Annotated in this window: 14 protein-coding genes; 7 read left to right on the top strand and 7 right to left on the bottom strand. The window is 72.2% G+C overall.

What is annotated here, in order from left to right:
* Positions 1-242 precede the first annotated feature (242 nt).
* From KME77_RS10605 to KME77_RS10590, 4 genes are all read right to left on the bottom strand, one after another.
* The gene (locus KME77_RS10605) at positions 243-584 is read right to left on the bottom strand and encodes a hypothetical protein (RefSeq protein WP_219464983.1); all 342 of its coding nucleotides are present in this window, start codon (positions 582-584) and stop codon (positions 243-245) included.
* Positions 585-662: 78 nt separating this feature from the next.
* Complete coding sequence (locus KME77_RS10600) at positions 663-929, bottom strand: hypothetical protein (protein ID WP_219464982.1); 267 nt, start codon at positions 927-929, stop codon at positions 663-665.
* Positions 930-1,107: 178 nt separating this feature from the next.
* On the bottom strand, positions 1,108-1,614 hold the full coding sequence (locus KME77_RS10595; protein ID WP_219464979.1) for a DUF488 domain-containing protein: 507 nt from the start codon (positions 1,612-1,614) through the stop codon (positions 1,108-1,110).
* A 67-nt stretch (positions 1,615-1,681) separates the two neighbouring features.
* The gene (locus KME77_RS10590) at positions 1,682-2,077 is read right to left on the bottom strand and encodes a RidA family protein (RefSeq protein WP_219464971.1); all 396 of its coding nucleotides are present in this window, start codon (positions 2,075-2,077) and stop codon (positions 1,682-1,684) included.
* Positions 2,078-2,203: 126 nt separating this feature from the next.
* Here KME77_RS10590 and KME77_RS10585 point away from each other — a divergent pair, with 126 nt between their 5' ends.
* Both KME77_RS10585 and KME77_RS10580 read left to right on the top strand, forming a co-directional pair.
* Positions 2,204-3,178 carry a helix-turn-helix transcriptional regulator gene (locus KME77_RS10585; RefSeq protein WP_219464970.1) on the top strand — a complete coding sequence of 325 codons (975 nt, stop codon included), beginning with the start codon at positions 2,204-2,206 and terminating at the stop codon, positions 3,176-3,178.
* A 109-nt stretch (positions 3,179-3,287) separates the two neighbouring features.
* On the top strand, positions 3,288-3,815 hold the full coding sequence (locus KME77_RS10580; protein WP_219464968.1) for a hypothetical protein: 528 nt from the start codon (positions 3,288-3,290) through the stop codon (positions 3,813-3,815).
* A 90-nt stretch (positions 3,816-3,905) separates the two neighbouring features.
* On the opposite strand, the gene KME77_RS10575 is transcribed toward KME77_RS10580, so the two are convergent.
* Together KME77_RS10575 and KME77_RS10570 are read right to left on the bottom strand one after the other, a co-directional pair.
* Entirely contained in the window at positions 3,906-5,435 is a 1,530-nt protein-coding gene (locus KME77_RS10575) for a carboxylesterase/lipase family protein (protein ID WP_219464967.1), read from the bottom strand.
* Positions 5,436-5,588: 153 nt separating this feature from the next.
* A complete protein-coding gene (locus KME77_RS10570) occupies positions 5,589-6,395 on the bottom strand; it encodes a hypothetical protein (RefSeq protein WP_219464965.1) in 807 nt (268 codons plus the stop codon).
* Positions 6,396-6,649: 254 nt separating this feature from the next.
* On the opposite strand from KME77_RS10570, the gene KME77_RS10565 reads away from it, so the two are divergent.
* The 5 genes from KME77_RS10565 to KME77_RS10545 all read left to right on the top strand — a co-directional run bounded on the left by KME77_RS10565 (position 6,650) and on the right by KME77_RS10545 (position 15,526).
* A complete protein-coding gene (locus tag KME77_RS10565) occupies positions 6,650-7,927 on the top strand; it encodes a sensor histidine kinase (RefSeq protein ID WP_219464960.1) in 1,278 nt (425 codons plus the stop codon).
* 269 nt (positions 7,928-8,196) lie between these two features.
* A complete protein-coding gene (locus KME77_RS10560) occupies positions 8,197-8,847 on the top strand; it encodes a response regulator (RefSeq protein WP_246609548.1) in 651 nt (216 codons plus the stop codon).
* 222 nt (positions 8,848-9,069) lie between these two features.
* Positions 9,070-11,862: an AfsR/SARP family transcriptional regulator gene (locus KME77_RS10555; protein WP_219464958.1), complete on the top strand. Its 2,793-nt coding sequence runs from the start codon at positions 9,070-9,072 to the stop codon at positions 11,860-11,862.
* A gap of 175 nt (positions 11,863-12,037) precedes the next feature.
* Positions 12,038-14,965 carry a helix-turn-helix transcriptional regulator gene (locus KME77_RS10550; RefSeq protein ID WP_219464956.1) on the top strand — a complete coding sequence of 976 codons (2,928 nt, stop codon included), beginning with the start codon at positions 12,038-12,040 and terminating at the stop codon, positions 14,963-14,965.
* 60 nt (positions 14,966-15,025) lie between these two features.
* Positions 15,026-15,526 carry a hypothetical protein gene (locus KME77_RS10545; protein ID WP_219464955.1) on the top strand — a complete coding sequence of 167 codons (501 nt, stop codon included), beginning with the start codon at positions 15,026-15,028 and terminating at the stop codon, positions 15,524-15,526.
* 94 nt (positions 15,527-15,620) lie between these two features.
* On the opposite strand, the gene KME77_RS10540 is transcribed toward KME77_RS10545, so the two are convergent.
* Positions 15,621-18,507 (bottom strand): helix-turn-helix transcriptional regulator (locus tag KME77_RS10540; RefSeq protein WP_219464953.1); only part of this gene is annotated, 2,887 nt, incomplete at its 5' end.

Here is an 18,507-nt window from a genome sequence, read left to right as displayed (position 1 = left end):
AAGGGCCTCCGGGATCATCCCGGAGGGCCTTCTCGGTTTCCGGGTTCAAAGAGCTTCGTCTTGGTGCGCCCTGAGCTCGGACGCTGCTTCCAGTCGAGGCCGGTCCCGACTCCTGAGGGGCCTCGCGCCGCTCGGACCGCCTCCCTCTGGTGCGCACCTCATGCGGCGGTCCGTTGGATCACTACGGTCGCCGCCCCGGGCCTCGATCTTCAGAAGTCGTGCCCCTTGCTTTCGCCTGCTACCTATCGTCCGGGATCAATGATTCCAATGACGTGCAGGGGGCGCTCCAGAGCACGGGAGGGCTCCGTCCATTGCGCCGGGTCGAGGGTGAGAATGGGGCACGTCGCCAGGTCGGCCAGGGCCGCGACGTGCGCCCTCCATGGATCAAGCCCCGTTCTGGTGATCATCTCCACCAGGAATTCCGCCTGCTCGACGCTGTCCACGCCGGCCACCTGTGCGTGGTTGAAGGCGCCGAGGCCGCTGAGCAGGGAACTTGCCTCGCTGTCCTTGGCGTCCAGTAGTGCGCCGGCAGCGGCCGGCGCGGGGATGACAAAGGGTTGGCCGATGCGGTCGTAGTCCTGCATGAGGCCGATAGTTCGCTGCCGCCGCGGGCGATGTCGGTGAGCACGCCGACGTCCAGGATGAGAGGAGTCGGGATGTGGTCACTCACCGGTGGCCACCTGGAAACCCTGGGCGCGAGCCTGGGCGTCGATGTGCTTCCTCATCCGTTCGATGCGGGCGTGATCGGCTTGGGCGGCGCGTTGCCGGAGCAGGGCGAGGGCGTGTTGTTCCCGCAGGCGCTTGGCGGCCATGGCGTCGTTGAACGCGGCCGATACTGACTTGGCCTTGCCGATCTCGACGAGTTGCTCGGCGTAGGCGGCGAGCTGCGGATCCACCGTGATGGTGATCCGCTTCTTGTTGTCGCTCATACCGCTGGATCCTACTTATGACAGTGTGTGATGAAGTTTTTCCAGACAGTGATTTTCGAATTGTCCCAGGCGGCGTTCGATCGATTGTTGGCCAGCGCAGATGCTGGGTCCGGTTCGCATCCTGCCGGCCAGAGCAGCGGCGGCGATGATCGCGGTCGCGGACCTCACGACGTCACCGTCACAACGGGCGCAGGTGTTCGACCGTGACGTGGTGCTGCTCGGTCAGCCGCTGGGCGATCAACGAACGGTGGCAGGCCTCGGGGTCGCGCTCGACACATAGCAGCGCCGCGATCCCACCGTTCAGCAGCTCCGTCCCATTGCTTGCCGGCTTTGACACGATCGGCGTGAGGTCGGCGGGGTCGAGGATCTCGGTGGTGTAGCGGCGGACGTACTCGGCGGCGAGTTCGCGCCGCGAGCGCTTGCCCACCCCCTGACGGGCGTCCTCGGCGTACTGGAGCCGGCGTAACTCGGTGGTCGGGGCGAGCTCGGGGTGGTGCTCGTAGGCGATCCGGGCCTGGGCGAGGGCCGTCTGCAGCCGGCGTGAGTTCGCCCAGGCGTACTCGGGGCCGCGGACGCCCCGGCGCTGGCGTACGTCGAGCAGCAGGCGGACGTCCGCGCGCGCCAGTCGGCGCAGGAAGGACTCGCCGTCGAAGCCGTAGACGCCGATCGTCACCATTCTGAGCATCGGAGATCACCCACCTGCCTGCCGCGCGTGCCCCTCCGGCAACCTTGCCGGAGGCGGCGAGGTCGTGTCACGCGACGGCGGTCCCCTCAAGCTCGACCATCAGGCCGGGGATCGCCAGCCGCGCCACCCCCAGCATCGTGGTGGACGGTGCCCCCCCGGCGGCGCCCAACCGTGATGCCAGTACGCCGTAGTGCTCGAAGAGCCGATCGACGTCGGTGGTGTAGACGTTGAGCCGGACGAGGTCCGCGAGGGACATGCCGGCCTCGCCGAGCACGGCCTCCAGGTTGTCGAGGCTCAGCGCCAGCTGCGCCGCCATGTCGTCGGCGTGCTGGGGCTTGCCGTCGCCGCTCATCGCGGTCTGCCCGGCGCAGTACAGGGTCCGGGTGTGCCCGGAGACGATCTCGCCCTGGTTGTACCCCAGTTCCACCGACCACGCCCACGGGTTGACCGCCGTTCGTTCCATCGCCACATCGACTCCATTCGATTTAGTACGTACATCGGCTCGACAGCCGCCTTCTTCGACATCGTGGTGACCAGCCTCCCGGAAAATCACGACATCCTGTGTCGTGTATCTCTGTAGGGTTTTTGTATGCGCGCCGACCGGTTGGTCTCGCTGGTCCTGCTGTTGCGGCAGCACGGCCGGCTGTCCGCGGTCACGCTGGCCCGCGAGCTGGAGGTGTCCACCCGCACCGTGCTGCGCGACATCGACGCGCTGTCAGCGGCGGGCGTCCCGGTCTACGCCGAACGCGGCCGGCACGGCGGTTTCGCGTTGCTGTCCGGCTTCCGGACCGAGCTCACCGGACTGAACCACGACGAGGCCCTCGCCCTGCTGATCGCCGGATCGCGGCGCGGCGCGCAGGCGTTCGGCCTCGGCTCGGCCCTCGCTTCGGCGATGCTCAAGGTGGTCGACGCGCTGCCCGCCGGCTATCGGGACACCGCCGCCGGCGCGGCCGAGCGACTGCTCATCGACCCCGCGACCGACCTCCTCTCGCGCCGGCTGGTCGCCGAGGAGGTGCCCGACACCGTGGCGGCCGAGGTCCGGCGCGCGGTGCTCGCCGGACACAAGCTGCGCATCCACTACGCGGCTGTGGACCAGGCCCCGAAGTGGCGCACGGTGGACCCGATCGGCCTGGTCACCGTACGCGACCAGGGCTACTTGCTGGCCACCAGGTCCGGCGCGGACCGCACGTACCGGCTGTCCCGCGTCCTGGCCGCCGAGGAACTTCCCGAACCCGCACAGCGACCGGACCGGGTCGACCTGGACCGGGCCTGGCAGGAACGCAGCACACGGTTCCGGACCGGCGGCGACCAGGTCACCGTGCTGGTACGGGTGAATCCGGCGCGGCGGGAGGAACTGGCGGGCACCGCGCTGGCCGTCCACACCGAGGAAGCCGACACGGACGGGTGGCTCCGGCTGGAGGTGGCCTTCCAGGATGCGCGACACGCCGAATGGGCGCTGTGGCAGCTCGCCACGGACGCGGAGGCCCTGACCCCGCAATGGCTGCGCACGTCCCTGCGCAACCGCGCCGCCGCGATCGCCACCCGCTACGGAGTGTCCCCCTGAGCGTCGTCGCCTTGACCGACCGGCGTTGACCTCTTGTAGCGAACGTGAACGAACTGAACCCTCAATACCGGCTGGCCGGTCCTACGAAGAACCTGGACAATCGGCAATCGTGATGGGGATCTCCGGCTTCGAGCCGACCTTTCTCGTCGGACTTGGAGCCGTCCGAGAGAACCACAGAACGGCCCTGGCCGCGCTGGGTGGCCGGCGTCTGACGGGATTCTCGATCGTACGTTTCGCCGAGGACGGGGACTGGTTCGCTGACTGTCCCGTCGTCCTGGACTTCGACGGTGTCCAGGTGGAGATCTGCCACTGGAAGCTCGACGAGCTGTCGATCGGCTGGAACAGCATCGACACGAGGGCCGCGATCAGCGACTGGGAGTCGTTCGAGCTGACTCCGGAGTGGTCCAGTGCCGACGAACGGCTTGAGCCCTTCGTCGGCCAGGAACTGCGCGAAGTCGCCCTGCTCGAATGGCGCCCTTCGAGTCATGACCTGGCGGTGGGCACCATCGCGGTGGAGTTCGTCTTCGACGCGGGCCGTTTCCACATCGCCAACGCTCTTGACGAGAACAGCATCCACGTCGGCGACGCTCACCCGGAATTCGCACGGCACCGACTGGACCGCGGCGCGCGGGCCTGACCAAGGCAGACCGCGTCGTGGGTCAGGACCTGGCCGGAGTCGCCGGGGATCGGGGCGTGTCGTGTAAGCGTGACTCCCCTTACGCCGCCGCTACCGAGTGAGCAGCGGAAGCGCCGCAAAAGTGTGGTTCTGCCACAGCAGCCGCGAAGCCTCCTCCGGATAGGCGGTGACCACCGACGGCGTGTCGAAGATCTGTGTCAGCCGCTGCTCGGCGTCGTACGCGGGCCACCCCGGATCGCCATGAGCGGCGAACGCCGTCCACGCCCCGCGGATCCGCGCGGACAGCTCCTGCGCCGCAGCCGAGGGCGGGTCGCCGATCAGCAGGCCCGGCCCTCCGCTGCTCAGGTTGCCGAAGACGAGCGGCACGTCCAGGCCGTGGGTGGCGCCGAGGCTTTCGCCCAGCCCCGGGGCGGGCCAGGTCAGTTCGTAGAGGTGGACCCGGCCACCGCCGGCGAGCTGCGCGTCGGCGAGGTGGAGGTTCGGCATGCGGAACAGCCAGTCCCCGTTGACCAGCTCGTACAGCTCGTTGTCGCTCGCGGACGGGAACGCCTCCCGGTAGCGGCGCGCGCCGTCCGGGCCGGGGGCGATCAGGCGCAGAGCGGCCTCGGCCTGCTCGTGCGTGACCTGGCCGAGCACGCCGTCGATCAGGCTGAACAAGGTGTGCTCGTCACGGGTGTGCCCGACGATGAGCGCGATGTCCCGGGCGGCGCCGTCGGCCAGCGCCTGCCAAGGGGCGACCGGCAGCACGTCACCGTCGACGACCGGCGCGAACGGCATCGGCCGCTGGGTGATCCGCCCCCAGCGCTCCAGCCGACCGCCGGCCTTGGCGGAGATCGCGTCACCTGCTGCGGGCAGCCGGGCCGGAGCCACCGCCGATAAACCGGACACCGTTGGACGTACTCCCAGCTCGGCGGCGCAGGCGGCGGCGATGTCGGCGGCCAGCTCAGGGGAGAAGAACGGCCCCGGCACGCTCTGCGCGATCGCCCGGCGGAAGAGCCCGGCGGCGCGCGGCATGGCCAGCAGCGAGGCGACCGATCCGCCGCCCGCCGACTGCCCGAAGAGCGTGACCCGGTCCGGGTCGCCGCCGAACATCCGGACGTTGTCCCGCACCCACTCCAGGGCCGCGACCTGGTCGAGCAGCCCCCGGTTCGCCGGGGCGCCGTCGATCTGCGCGAACCCCTCGACGCCGAGACGGTAGTTGAGGGTCACCACCACGGTTCCGCTCCTGGCCAGGTGTCCGCCGTCGAACTCCGGGAGGCTGGAGTTGCCGCCGACGTAACCGCCGCCGGGGATCCACACCATCACCGGGAGCCCCGCCGCGGGGTCCGGCGACGGCGTCCAGACGTTGAGCGTCAACCAGTCGTCGCCGGCGCTGTCCTGGGACGCCCCGAGCAGGCCGGACTGCGGGGGCGGCGGGCCGAACTCGAGCGCCGGGCGCACACCGTCCCAGCCGCGCGCCGGTTGCGGCGCGGCGAAGCGCAGGGCGCCGACCGGCGGCTCGGCGAACGGGATACCGCGGAAGACCGCCAGGCCCGTCTCCCGGCCGCCGCGCAGAACGCCGGCCGTCGTGCGGACCTCCGGCTCGGACCCGGACGGCTTGCTGGATGCGGTGGTGGACACTTCGGGGGCTCCTCTCCGTGCCTGCCCGGCGAGCATCGCAATGCGCGCCGTCCGCGGGCAAACCATTTAAGAGGCCGCCGTACCGATCAAGAGGCCGCCGTACGGATGCGGACGACGGCCGGTCGTGTACGTGCCGGCGGCCCCGGGCCCTTCTCACCCCCTGGGGCCGTAGAGCGCGCCGAAGACGAGGGAGCAGACGAAGACGGCGATCCAGATCAGAGCGCGCCGGCTCGGCGGCGGGCCGCTGCGCAGCAGCGAGATGCCCATGGGGACGAGCGCGACGCAGAGCCCGCCCGCCGCGACGATGGACTGCGGGATCTGGGTGCCTTTGAGCGTTCCGAGCGCGAGCATCGTCATCAGGCCGAGCGCGATCGAGCGTCCCAGCCCCAGGGCGCCGGAACGGTAGGCGCCGATGGCCAGCACGACCCAGCCGAAGAATATGGTTCCCGAGAGTGACCTGAACGGGTGCCAGGACGTGTCCCGCCATGCCACGTAATAGTGGTCGATGCCATTGATCATCGACTGGAGCCCGAGGCTGTCGGTCAGGTGGAAGGCCAGGTGATCCGTACCGAACTGGAAGGTACGGGTGAACAGGCCGGTGATCACCATGCAGCCGCCCCACAGCCCCCAGAGCGGCGCGGTGGCGGCGATGCGCTGGGCCAGGGTCATGATCGCCGGCCACAGCAGGATGTTCCCGCAGGCGAAGCAGGCGTAGGCGGCGGTGACGAGGGTGGGGTGGGTGGTGTAGGCGGCGAGCTGGTCAGGGAAGAAGTAGTGGAACTGGACGCGCAGCAGGATCCCGGCCATGAGCAGGGCGGGGCCGCCGATCAGCGCCACGGCGCCCACCCATCGTCCCGGGAACGGGGGTTGCGGGCCCAGGTTGGCGGCGGTGCTGGCGGCGCGCCGGTCGGCGATGGTCCGCCGCCATTGTGAGAGCCGCCCGGGGGCTGTGGCATCCATGAAGGGGTTCCGCCTCGTATGTCGGTGTGAGTGCGCTCCGGACCGGTGTGCCGGAGCGCCGGCCAGCAGCATGGTCGTCGACGGAGCGAGGAGAACGCGTCTGGCTGGGGACGCATCTTGGGAGGTCAGCGCGTTCCGGCGGTACGACCTGAGACAGAGGCGGATGTCCTACCGTGGGCTGATGCCGGGCGGCGGGGCGAGGCGATAACTTCCGTCATGAAAGAGCTGGTGGCTCGGCAGAGGGGGCGTCGTCAATGGGCAGGCTCGACAGGCGGGGTGCCGTCGACGTCGCGACAGCGGTCGTCGTGGCGCTGGTCGTCGGCTACGCCATCATCGACCCGCCGGGCCCGTCGTCGTGGTGGCCCGCCTGGTCGGCCTGGCCGGTGGCGGCGCTCCTGAGCTTCCCGATCGCGCTCAGGCGGAGTCGGCCGCGGGCCATGCTGGGGCTCGCGTGCGCCTCGGGCGTGGCGGCGACCGTGGCCGGGGGCGTCGCGGCGGGCGCGATCTGGGTGTCGTTCGTGCCGACCGTGCTCGTGCTGTACATGGTGGCCTCCACCGCGCCGGTCGTATGGTCGGCGGCGGGCTTGGTGGTCTGTCTGTTCGCCGAGGTGGGGGCGGTTCTCAGCTTCTACGCGCAGGTGCTGCCCGGGCTGGCGCCCTCGGCCTCGCGCAGTGAGCTGCCGCCGTACTGGCCGGTCGAGATCGGGATGATCGGGGTGCTGCTGGCCGCCGCCTGGGCGATCGGGACGGCCGTCCGATGGAAACGGGACACGACCGCCCGCCTCGTCCGCCACCTCGCCGAGGCCGCGGTGGCCGACGAGCGCAGGCACATCGCCAGGGAGCTGCACGACGTCATCGGCCACAGCATGAGCCTGATCGCCGTCAAGGCCACCGTCGCCAACCACGTCGCCGACGCCCGTCCGCAGGAGGTACGCGCCGCGCTGGCCGTCATCGAACAGACCAGCCGGAGCACACTCACCGAGATCCACCGGGTGCTCGGCCTCCTGCGCTCCGACGACGATCCCGAGCAACCTCGGCGGCTCCAGCACCCAGGGCAGCCCCATCCGCCCGCACCCGGCATGGCGGACCTGCCCGAGCTGGCCGCCCACGCCCGCTCGGCCGGCGTCGAGGTGAACCTGACCGTCCGCGAGGAAGCCGTGTTACCGCCCACGGTGGCGATGTCGGTGTACCGCATCGTGCAGCAGGCCCTGACGAACGTCATCACCCACGCGGGCCCCACCCGCTGCTCGGTCACCTTGGACGTCGACGGCAGGGAAGCCAGGATCGAGGTCGTCGACGACGGCCCCCGCCACGGCCGCCCCCCGCCCACGAAGCACGGTGGGCACGGCGGGCATGGCGGGCACGGTCTGATCGGCATGCGCGAACGCGCCAAGATGTACGGGGGCACGTTCAGCGCGGGCCACCGACCCGAAGGAGGCTTCCGCGTGTCGGCGACCCTGCCCTACGCCCCGGCCAGCGCCCCCGCCAGCGTCCCGACCGGCGTCCCGACCGGCAACAGCACCCCGACCTGAGCACCGACAGCATAGGCATCCACGACGTGAGCACCGACGACGTGAGCACCGACGACGTGAGCACCGACGACGTGAGCAATCACGACGCGCGTACAGACGCCACACGTACAGACGACGCGTGCACAGGCGACGCGTGCACAGACGATATGAACGCGGAGGACGTGAGCGCGCAGGACATGAACGCGGACGGCGTGAACGCGGACGGCGTGAGTGCGGACGGGGTGAGCGCGGACGGCACACCCCATACCCCGCCCCCGTCCGTCCGGGTCATGCTCGCCGAGGACCAGGTGCTGGTCCGCGACAGCCTCAAGGTGCTCATCGACACCACCCCCGGCCTGACCACGGTCGGCGAGGCCGGTACCGGCGCCGAGGCCGTCCTCCTGGCCCGCCGCTGCCGCCCCGACGTCGTCCTCATGGACGTCCGCATGCCGGACATGGACGGCATCGAAGCGACCAGGCAGATCTGCGCCGACCCCGCCACTGCGGGCGTTCGCGTGCTGATCCTCACCACGTTCGACCTGGACGAATACGTGTACGGGGCGCTGCGCGCGGGCGCGAGCGGCTTCCTCGTCAAGAGCGCCACGGCAGGCGAGCTGCTGGCCGCCATCCGGGTCGTCGCCTCCGGCGAGGCGCTGCTGGCGCCCACCGTCACGCGCCGCCTCATCGCCGACTTCCTGCGGCGCCCTCACCCCGCCCCGGCCCCGCGCGACCTCGGCGACGTCACCCAGCGCGAACGCGAGGTGCTCACGCTCGTCGGCAAGGGCATGTCCAACGCCGAGATCGCCGGGCACCTGCACCTCACGGTCGGCACGGTCAAGACTCATATCGGCCGTCTCCTGGCCAAACTGCACGCCCGCGACCGGGCCCAGCTGGTCATCGCGGCCTACGAGGCCGGGCTCGTCCCCACCCCGCCGTCGTGATGATCACCGCGCCTGCCCCATGATCACTGTTTCTGCCTGATGATCGCCGCGTCTGTCTGATGATCACCAGGTCTGCCTGAGCACGCGAGCCGGTGCTGAGCGTCTAAGGCCGTCCGCCAAAAATCTAAGGCCCCGCCTACGACATCAGCCTGAAGTGGTGGCAGCCGTCCAGAGCCACGATGAAGCTCCCACGCACTGTGGCTTTTGTACGGAAGTGGTGTCATGCCCATCGATATCCGATTGCTCGGATCTCTCGACGTTCACATCGATGGACAAGTCGTTGATGTCGCCTCCCCCAAACTGCAGATCCTTCTGGCCGCTCTCGTCCTGCGTTCCGGCACCCCGGTGCCGGTCGAGAAGCTGGCCGAGATGATCTGGGGTGAGCGCCAGCCCGACAATCCGACCCGAGCGGTCCAGCTGTACGTGACCCGGCTCCGCGCGCAGGTGAAGGAGTGGGGTGCCGACATCTCGATCAGCACCCACGGCCCGGCGTACCAGATGGACGTGCCGCCGGGGAGCGTTGACGTCAGCCGGTTCGAGAGGCTGGTCAGTGAGGCCCATCAGGCGGCCAGGGAGGGTGACCTGGACGGGGAGGCGGCTTCGCTGGCCCGGGCGCTGGCGGAGTGGCGGGGGGAGGCGCTGGCGGACGTGCCGTCGGACGCGCTGCATCGTGAGGTCGTTCCCTTGTTGCGGGAGCAGTTCCTGCGGGCGCAGGAGCGGTGCGTCGACATCGAGCTGCGGCGCGACCGGCACGAGGCGGTCGCCGACCATCTCCTGGTGCTGACCGCCAGGTATCCGACCAGGGAGAAGCTGTGGGCTCAGCTCATCACGGTCCTGCACGCCAGCGGGCGGCGCAGTGAGGCCTTGGCGGCCTACCAGCAGTTGCGCCGGAACTTGTCCGAGGCCCTCGGCATAGACCCGTGCGAGGGTCTGCAGCGGTTGCACGTCAAGATTCTCACGGGCAGAGAGGCCGCGGCCGACGCCCTGCCATCCCTCGAACCGCTCGTGGTGCCCCGGCAACTGCCCCCGAACGTAGGCGGGTTCACCGGCCGCGCGCCGGAGCTGCAGCGGCTGGAGGCGCTGGTCGGCAGGGAACGGGACGCGGACAACTCCGTACCGATCGGCCTGATCGTCGGCATGCCCGGCATCGGCAAGACCTCCCTGGCGCTGTACTGGGCTCACCGGATGGCCGACCGCTTCCCCGACGGGCAGCTCTGGATCGACCTGCGCGGGCACGGCGGCGGCTCGGTGACGAGCCCCGAGCACGCGCTGACCCGCTTCCTGCGGGCGCTGGGCGTGCCGGGCCCGGAGATCCCCGCCACCCTCGACGACCAGTGCGGACTGTACCGATCCCTGGTGAACGGCCGGCAGCTCCTGGTGGTGCTCGACAACGCGGCCGGCCTTGAGCAGGTCCGGCCGCTGCTGCCGGGAGGCCCTGGCTGCGTGGTGATCGTCACCAGCCGCCACCGGCTCTCCGGCCTCGTCGCGGTGGAGGGCGCCGACGCCCTCGTCCTGGACCCGTTGTCCCGCGACGACGCGCGCCACCTGCTGAGCCGCCGGCTGGGCGCCGCTCGCCTGGCCGCCGAGCCGGAGGCGGTCGAGGACATCATCGGCCTGTGCACGGAGATGCCGCTCGCGCTCGCCGTCGTGGCGGCCCGCGCCGCCGTCCACCCGCATTTCGCGCTCGGTGAGCTGGCCTCGGAGCTGCGCGCCGCCCGCACCGGCGCGGGCAGGTCGGGGGCGAGCGCGGAGATGGGGGCGGCCGTCTCGTGGTCCTACTACGCCCTGACGGCCAAGGCGGCGCAGATGTTCCGCATGCTCAGCGTGAGCGCGGGCCCGGACATCTCGCTGCGGGCCGCGGCGAGCGTCATGGGCGTCCCCGTCTCCGGCGTACGGCCCCTGCTGGCCGAGCTGTCGGACGCCTACCTCGTCACCGAGCACATCCCGGGCCGGTACTCCTTCCACGACCTCATGCGGGCCCACGCCGCGAACCTCTCCCTGGAACACGACACGGACGAGGACAGGACGGCCGCCACCCACCGGCTGCTCGACCACTACCTGCACACGGCCCACGCCGCCGCCCTGAAGCTGGGGCCGCAGCGCGACCCCGTGGCCCTGCCCCCGGTGCCGGCGGGGGTGTCGGTCGCCCCGATCGCCGGTCTGCACGAGGCGCAGAGCTGGTTCGCCGCCGAGCACGTCAACCTGCTCGCCGCGACGGCGCGCACCGACGACGCGGCGTTCCTCGGCCACATCGGCGGGCTGGCCTGGGCGATCAGCGAGTATCTCGCGCGACGCGGGCACGTGTGCGACTGGGCCGCCACCCAGCGGGCCGCCCTGCTCGCGGCCGATCGCACCGGGGACGGCCAGGGGCAGGCACGGGCCCATCGCGGCCTGGCCCACGCCTACATGCGGATGCGGCGGCTCAAGGACGCGCAGGAGCACTGCCTCAGCGCGTTCTCGCTGTCGCGGGACTTCGGGGACCACATCGGCCGCGCGTACACGCACCTGCTGCTCGGCATGCTGCGGCAGCTGCAGGGACGTCAGCGTGAGGCGCTGACGCACAACTCGCTCGCCCTGGAGCTGTTCCGTCTCGGCCGTGACCGGGTCTGGCAGGCGCGGGCGCTGACCAGCGTCGGCTGGGACTACGCCGTGCTCGGGGACGTCCGGCGCGGGCTCGAACACTGTGACCAGGCCATATCCATCGTGCAGGAGATCGACGACCTCCACTGCGAGGCCGACATCTGGAACAATCTCGGCTACGCCCACGGCCAGCTTGGGGACCACGGCCAGGCGGGCGTCTGCTACCGCCACGCGCTCGAACGATTCCGCACGATCGGCGACTGCTACAACGAGGCCATCGTGCACGTCCACATCGGCGACAGCTACCTCGCCCTCGGCCTTTCGGAGGCCGCACGCGTCGCCTGGGAGGAGGCCCTGCGCATCCACCGGTCGCTGGGCTACCGAGGCGGCGACCTGGTCGCGACCAGACTGCGCCGGCTCGACGCGGCGCGGTAACCGCTGGGCGCTCCGGCTGGGCGCCCGGGCAGGTTCCGGCTGGGCGCTCGGGCGGGTTCCCGCCGACCGGATCGCGAAGAACGTCCTTCGACCCCGCCGAGGGTGCGGCAAGCTTGTGACCGGAGCAAGGGCTCAGCGGTCGCGAGCGAGCGCCGGCACGGGGCGAAGGAAGACGATGCGACCAACAACTTTCGTCGGACGCCACACCGAGCTGACAGCGATGCGCGAGGCGGCTCGCCAGGCGTTCGCCGGGGAGCCCCAGGTCGTCCTGGTGGGCGGCGACGCGGGCGTCGGCAAGACGCGCCTGCTCGAACACTTCGTCGCCACCACCGACACGGACGGCGTGCGCGTGTTCCAGGGAAGCTGCGTGCGGTTCGGCGCGGAACGGCCTCCCTTCTCCCCTTTTATCGCGATGTTGCGGCAGGTCACCCGGGAGATGGGCGACGCCGCGTCCCAGTTGCTGCACCCGTACCAGGAGCTGCTGCGGCTGCTGCCGGAACGGCACCCCGAGGGACAGAGCCCGGCGAACGCGGCGCGTCCCCTTGAGCTGTTCGCCGCGTTCTTCGAGCAGCTCGGCCGGCGACAGCCCGTGCTGCTCGTCATCGACGACCTGCACCACGCCGACCGGTCCACCCGCGACCTGCTGGCGCACCTGGCGCGGGCCTTGTACGGCTGCCGCGTGCTGATCGTCGCCGCCTGCCGGAGCGACGGCCCGGACAGCGGCGATCCGCTGCGCCCGGACGGCGGCGAGCCGCTGTGGCCGTACCTGAGCGCTCTCGGCCGCCTGCGGACGGTGCGCCGCCTGGAGCCGGCGCTGATGTCGCGCGGCGAGGTGGCCGACGTGATGGCCGGGGTGCTGGGCTCCCGCCCGCCACCGGCGTTCGTCGAGCGCGTCTGCCGCCGATCCGGAGGCAACGTCCTGTACGTGGAGGAGCTGACCCGGCACGGCGACACCGAGGAGAGCCTCCCGGACTCCTTGCGGGACCTGCTCCGCCGCCGGGTGCACGACCTGCCGGACGAGGTCCGCCAGGTGGTGGCCATGGTGGCGGTCGCCGACGGGCACGCCTCCCACGAGCTGCTCGCCACGGTCGCCGGGCGTTCGGCCGCCGGCCTGCTGCCGCTGTTACGCCCGGCCATCGACGCCCACGTGCTGGTCGCCGCCGGGGACCGCTACGCCCTGCGGCACGCCCTGCTGCGCGAGGCCGTGCTCGGTGACCTGCTGGACGCCGAGAAGGTGCTGCTGCACCGGGCGTTCGCCGAGGCGCTGGAGGCCGACCCCGCGCTGGCGGCGGGTGAACGGTTCGCCGCGGAGATCGCCTTCCACTGGCACGGCGCGCGGGAGCACGCCAAGGCGCTTCCGCTGCTGCTGCGGGCAGCCAGGACCGCCGGGGCGATGTACGCGCACGCCGAGCGGCTCCACCTGCTCAGGCGGGCGCTGGAGTCGTGGCCGCCGACCGGCGCCGACGGCCGGGCCGACGTCTTCGAGGCGGCGATCGAGGCGGCATACTGGGCCGGCGAGCACACCGAGGCGGCCGGTCTCGCCGAGCGAGCCCTCGCCGAGACCGACCAGGTGAAGGAGCCGGAACGGGCGGCGACGCTCCTGGCGCGGCAGGGCCTCGCCCTGGTCGACCTGGGACGACCTGAGGCCCTGGCGGTGCTGCGCAAGGCCGCCGACACCCTTCCCGCGCGACCGGACGCCGGCATCCTTCCCGCGCGACCGGACGCCGCCCGCGCGAAGGCGCTGACCTGGCTGGCCCGCGCGCTGCTGGGGGCGGAGTCGCCGGCGGAGGCGCGGGCGGTGTCGGAGGAGGCCCTGGCCATCGCCGTCGCACCCGGCCTCACCGAGACCCGGATCACCGCGTGGTCCACGCTCGGCCACGCGTTCGCGCAGCTCGGCGAGCACGAGAAGGGGGCGGCGGCGCTCGGACGGGCACAGGAACTGGCCGCCGCCGCCGGTGACAGGACGCAGCTCGCCCATCTGTGCCACTACCGCGCCGCCCTGCTCGCCTGGGCCGGCCGCTTCCGCGAGGCCGTCGAAGTGGCCCGCGCCGGCCTGGACGTGGCCCACCGGGCGGGTCTGGACCGGTACCTGGGGACGACGCTCGGCCTGGTCATGGCGGCCTCCCTGACGGCGATCGGCCGATGGAGCGAGGCGGACGCCGTCCACGCCGGATCGTTGTCTCTCGACCCGCCCGGGCGTTGGCTGACGTCGGTCCACGTCTCCCGCGGCCGGCTCGCCATCATGCGCGGGGCCGCGGAGACGGCGCGCGAACATCACCGGCTGGCGGTCGCGACGCTGGACCAGCACCCGGGGATCCCCGGCGACGTTCTCCACGTGATGGCGCTCCAGGCGGAGCTGACCATGCGCGACAACCGCCTGCCCGACGCCGTCGCCGCGATCACCCACGGGCTCGGCCTCGTCACGTCGCACGCCCTCACCCACACGGCGTGGTGGTTCCTCATCACCGGGGCGAGGGTCGAGTCCTTCCGGCGGACCCGCCGGCAGGCGCTCGGCGGCGGCGAGGGCCCCGGCCTCTCCGACGGCCTGCGCGCGGTGGCCGCGACGCTGCCGGCCACCACTCCGCTGTGGGAGGCGTACGCCGTCCAGTTCGAGGCCGATCTGGACGGGTCGAAGGCGTCATGGCCGGACATCGCCGGCAGGTGGGACGCCCTGGAGCAGCCCTACGAGGCCGCTCAGGCCCGCCTGCGCGCCGGTGAGCAGGCACTGAACGCCGGTGATCCGGCGGCGGCACGTACGTGGATCTCCCAGGTCATGGCGGCGGCCGAGTCCTTGGGCGCGTCGCCGCTGGCGAAGGAGGCGGAGGTGATCGCGCGCAGCGCCGGGGTGGACCTCGACCAACGCGAGAGCGACCAGGCTGACGACTTCCGGCGGCTCGGCCTCACCGATCGGGAGACGGAGGTCCTCCGGCTCATCACCTTCGCCCACTCCAACAAGGAGATCGCCGAGCGTCTGTTCATCAGCTCGAAGACGGTCAGCGTGCACGTGTCCAACCTGCTCGGCAAGCTCGGGGTGGGCAGCCGGGGACAGGCGGCCATTCTCGCCTACCGCCTCGGGCTCTTCGGCGGCGAGGAGCGCGCCTGAGCGACGGGCGCCGCGAACGCCTGAAGTCCAGGTGAATGAGCGGCCCGGTACGTTCGCGCTGTGCCACGCGTTTCCGGATATGAGCTCACCATTGACGATTACCACGGCCTGTTCGGCGCTCTCGACGACCTCGTGGGCATCACGGGGCGGGAGGAGTTTCATCACGCCGTTCTCCGAGCGCTGGCGGGACGGTTCGGCTGGAACCGCGCGACGGTTCTGGACGGGCTGTCGGGTGATGAGGTCGCCGCCGGGAAGGGCGCCGCCACCCACGTGCTGAGCGGCTCCTTCGCCGCGGACCTGGAGCGCTGGCGGCGCATGGACCCGGCGAGGACGAGGTGCTCGATAAGGAGGGCGTCCCGCTTGGGGCTCTCGGTGCTGAGCGACCGGTGTTGCGACGGTCCCGTTCCGGGCGAGTGGCTTCTTCACCGCAACGGCCGTCAAAAGCATGTCACCCGCGTTCTCACCAAGTCCGGACGCGGGACGCCCGCGCATTTCTGTGCGTACGAGGCCAGGCGCGACAACGGCCAGTTCGCCTGGGCGCTCTACCTGGACTACATCTGACGGACCGTCAGGGTGGCGCTGCCCGACGGCACCACCTGTTACGGCCGATGAGCACCCGGTGGGCGCGAGTGATCACACCCGCGCTCACCGGGCATCACCGCGAGGAGATGTCCGTGCCGCGCATGCGGTACAGGGCCGCCGCGGCCTCCCCGCGGCTGGCCACGCCGAGCTTGGCGAGCAGGTTGGAGACGTGCGTGCTGACCGTCTTGGTGGTGATGCCCAGCGCCTCGCCGATCTGCCGGTTGGAACGGCCGGCCGCGAGCAGGCCGAGGACGTCGCTCTCCCGGTTCGTCAGCCCCATCTGCCGCAGGTCGCCGCGCCCGTCAGCCCGTTCGTCAGGCGGGCGGGGTCCTGTCTGCCGGCCGAACCAGGCGATCTCCTCCAGCATCGGCCGGGCGCCCAGGCCGGTGGCGCCCTCGTGGGCCTTGGCGAGATGGGTCTTGGCCGTGGCCCGGTCGCCGTCGCGCAGGGCCGCCTCCGCCGCCCGGACGTGCGCGCGGGCGGCGTAGTAGGGCGACCCCAGGCCCTCCCAGGTGGCCGCGAGCCCGGACCACGTCGCGCCGGGCTCGCCCAGCTCGGCGGAGACCTGGGCGGCGAAGGCGGCCAGGGTGGGCGAGTCGCTGCGCATGGATCGGGCGGCGTCGCGGAGCTCGGCGCGGAACGTGTCGTCGTCCTTCAGCGACAGGGCCCGGGCGCGCAGGCGCAGGGTCCGCTCCACCTGCGCGCCCGCGGCGAGCAGCGCCCAGGCGAGGGGCGGGCAGCCGGAATCGGGCGCGTACGGCAGCGCCGACCTGACGGCGGAACGCGCGGCCTCCGGCTCGTTCCCGGCCAGCGCGACCTCGCTCCGCTGGACGGCCGTCAGGAGCCGCCACGGCCGCGCGCTGCCGCCGTCGAACGCCAGGGTCTCGGCCTGCTCCAGCTCCCGCCGGGCCCGGTCCGAGTCGCCCTGCTGCAGGGCGACGTACCCGAGGAGCGCGTGGAAGGCCGCCCCGCTGCCACCCGGCAGGTCGCGCGCCAGCGCCGCCGCGACCACGTCCTTCATCTCCTCCCACCGGCCGCCCAGGAACAGCAGCAGGCCGAGCGCGATGGCCGTCTCCGCGCCGAGGCTGCGCGCCAGCCCGGCCTGCCCGGTGGCGGCCACGCCCTGCCGGGCGGCCGCGATGGCGCCCTGATAGTCGCCCAGGCCGTGGAGCACGCTCGCCCGGTTCAGGTGCAGCCGGCACGCCTGGAGGGGATCGGGGGAGGGGCCGAGCAGCCTGCCGGCCTCCCGCAGCGGCCCGACCGCCTCCGCGTACGCGCCGGCCCTGCCCAGCGCCCAGGCGATGGTGATGCGCGCGTTCGCCTCCAGCGCCACCTCGCCTCTGTCCACGGCCAGGGCGGCGGCCTGCTCGGCCAGCTCGACGGCACGGGCGCCGCGGCCGTACTGGGCGAAGATCATGGCCACCATGTCGAGGATCCGCGCCCTGGCGGGACCGGCGTCGCCGGGCATGGCGGCCAGGGCCTTCTCCGCGGCCGCCGGCGCGCCCTCCTCACCGACGTGGTGCGCGGCGATGCTCTTGTAGGCGTACAGCAGGGCGACCCGCGCCCCGTCCTGTACGGGTTGCGCCAGGACCAGGTCGAGCGCGCGGTCGACGAGGCGGCTCATGTCGAGGAACTCCCCGCCCAGGCTCGCCGCCTTGATCGCGCTCAGGTGCAGGTCCAGCCGTTCGGGCGCGGGCAGCTCCGGGCTCAGGGACAGCATCCGGTCGAGCACGCGGGCCAGCTCGGCGGGGCACAGCCGCTCGCCGGCGGCTTGGAGGAAGGCGGACGGCGCCTTCGCCTCCCCGGCCTCCGACCAGTGGAAGGCCAGCTGGGTCGCGGACTCGCCTGGGGGCAGCAGGTCCGGCCGGCCGTCGATGGCCTCGGCGAAGGCGCGGTGCAGCAGCCTGCGCTCGACGGGCAGCAGGCTCTCGCGTACGGCGTCGCGTACCAGGGGGTGGGAGAAGTCGTACCTGTCCGACCGGACGAGCAGGGTCCTGGCCTCGGCCGCCCGCTGGACGGCGGCCAGCAGTTCGTCCTCGGGGAGCCCGCTCACCCGGGCGAGGAGCTGGTGCGGGACGGCGCGGTCGGCGATCGAGGCGAGCTCGACGACGTGCCGCGCGGTCCCGGGCAGCGTGGTGACCCGCTGCAGGAGCAGGGCCCGCAGGGAGTCCGGCAGGTGCCCGGCGTCGCCGGCGCGGGCGAGCTCCTGGGCGAAGAGCGGATTTCCGGCCGAGCGGCGGTACAGGCGCTGGACGAGTTCGGCGCCGGGGCGGCGGCCGAGTTCGGCGGCGAGCAGTTCGGCGGTCTCGGCGCGGTTGAGGTGTCCGGGGGAGAGCGTCGTGACGCAGGGCACCTGGCCGAGGTTCGCCAGGCAGGGACGCAGGGGGTGACTCTCCGGCAGGTCGTCGGTGCGGTAGGCGGCCATGACCAGGACCCGCGCCGAGCGGAGGGTCCTGACCAGGAACCCGAGAAGATCCCTGGTCGCGCGGTCGGCCGACTGCAGGTCGTCGATGGTGAGCACGAGTGATCGGCGCTCGCCGAGCTGCTGCAGCAGGGCGCCGAACAGCTCGAACGTCTGCGGTTCCGGGACGTCGGACGCGCCGAACTCCGGGAGGAGCTGGAGCAGGGCGTCCGAGCGCGGCAGCAGCAGGCGCAGCGCCCGCCGCCCGGGGTCGGCGGCCAGCTGGCGCAGGGCTCCCCTCACCGGCGCCAGGGGCAGCCCGGGCGTCCCGAACCTCATGCAGGTGGTGCGGATGATCCTGGCTCCGCCTTCTTCCAGGGAGTCCGACACGTGAGCCATCAGCCGGGTCTTGCCGATGCCGGTCGCCCCGCCGATCAGGACGCACTGCGGGCTGCCCGCCTCGGCGAGCCGTGCCACGCGCTCCAGCCGGGCCAGCTCCGTGGCCCGTCCGATCAGCGGCCCGGCCGTCGCCGGCCGGGCCGTCCGCCCGCTCACGCCC

Origin of the sequence: Nonomuraea rhizosphaerae (assembly GCF_019396405.1) — a bacterium.
GTDB classification, from domain to species: domain Bacteria; phylum Actinomycetota; class Actinomycetes; order Streptosporangiales; family Streptosporangiaceae; genus Nonomuraea; species Nonomuraea rhizosphaerae.
The sequence above is the reverse complement of the archived record's forward strand: the minus strand, read 5'-3'. Positions and strand labels throughout refer to the sequence as shown.

Coding starts and splice junctions, on each gene's coding strand:
- KME77_RS10570 (WP_219464965.1), bottom strand. CDS start 6,395: ATGGATGCCACAGCCCCCGGGCGGCTCTCACAATGGCGGCGGACCATC.
- KME77_RS10550 (WP_219464956.1), top strand. CDS start 12,038: ATGCGACCAACAACTTTCGTCGGACGCCACACCGAGCTGACAGCGATG.
- KME77_RS10565 (WP_219464960.1), top strand. CDS start 6,650: ATGGGCAGGCTCGACAGGCGGGGTGCCGTCGACGTCGCGACAGCGGTC.
- KME77_RS10600 (WP_219464982.1), bottom strand. CDS start 929: ATGAGCGACAACAAGAAGCGGATCACCATCACGGTGGATCCGCAGCTC.
- KME77_RS10605 (WP_219464983.1), bottom strand. CDS start 584: ATGCAGGACTACGACCGCATCGGCCAACCCTTTGTCATCCCCGCGCCG.
- KME77_RS10555 (WP_219464958.1), top strand. CDS start 9,070: ATGCCCATCGATATCCGATTGCTCGGATCTCTCGACGTTCACATCGAT.
- KME77_RS10590 (WP_219464971.1), bottom strand. CDS start 2,077: ATGGAACGAACGGCGGTCAACCCGTGGGCGTGGTCGGTGGAACTGGGG.
- KME77_RS10595 (WP_219464979.1), bottom strand. CDS start 1,614: ATGCTCAGAATGGTGACGATCGGCGTCTACGGCTTCGACGGCGAGTCC.
- KME77_RS10585 (WP_219464970.1), top strand. CDS start 2,204: ATGCGCGCCGACCGGTTGGTCTCGCTGGTCCTGCTGTTGCGGCAGCAC.
- KME77_RS10560 (WP_246609548.1), top strand. CDS start 8,197: ATGCTCGCCGAGGACCAGGTGCTGGTCCGCGACAGCCTCAAGGTGCTC.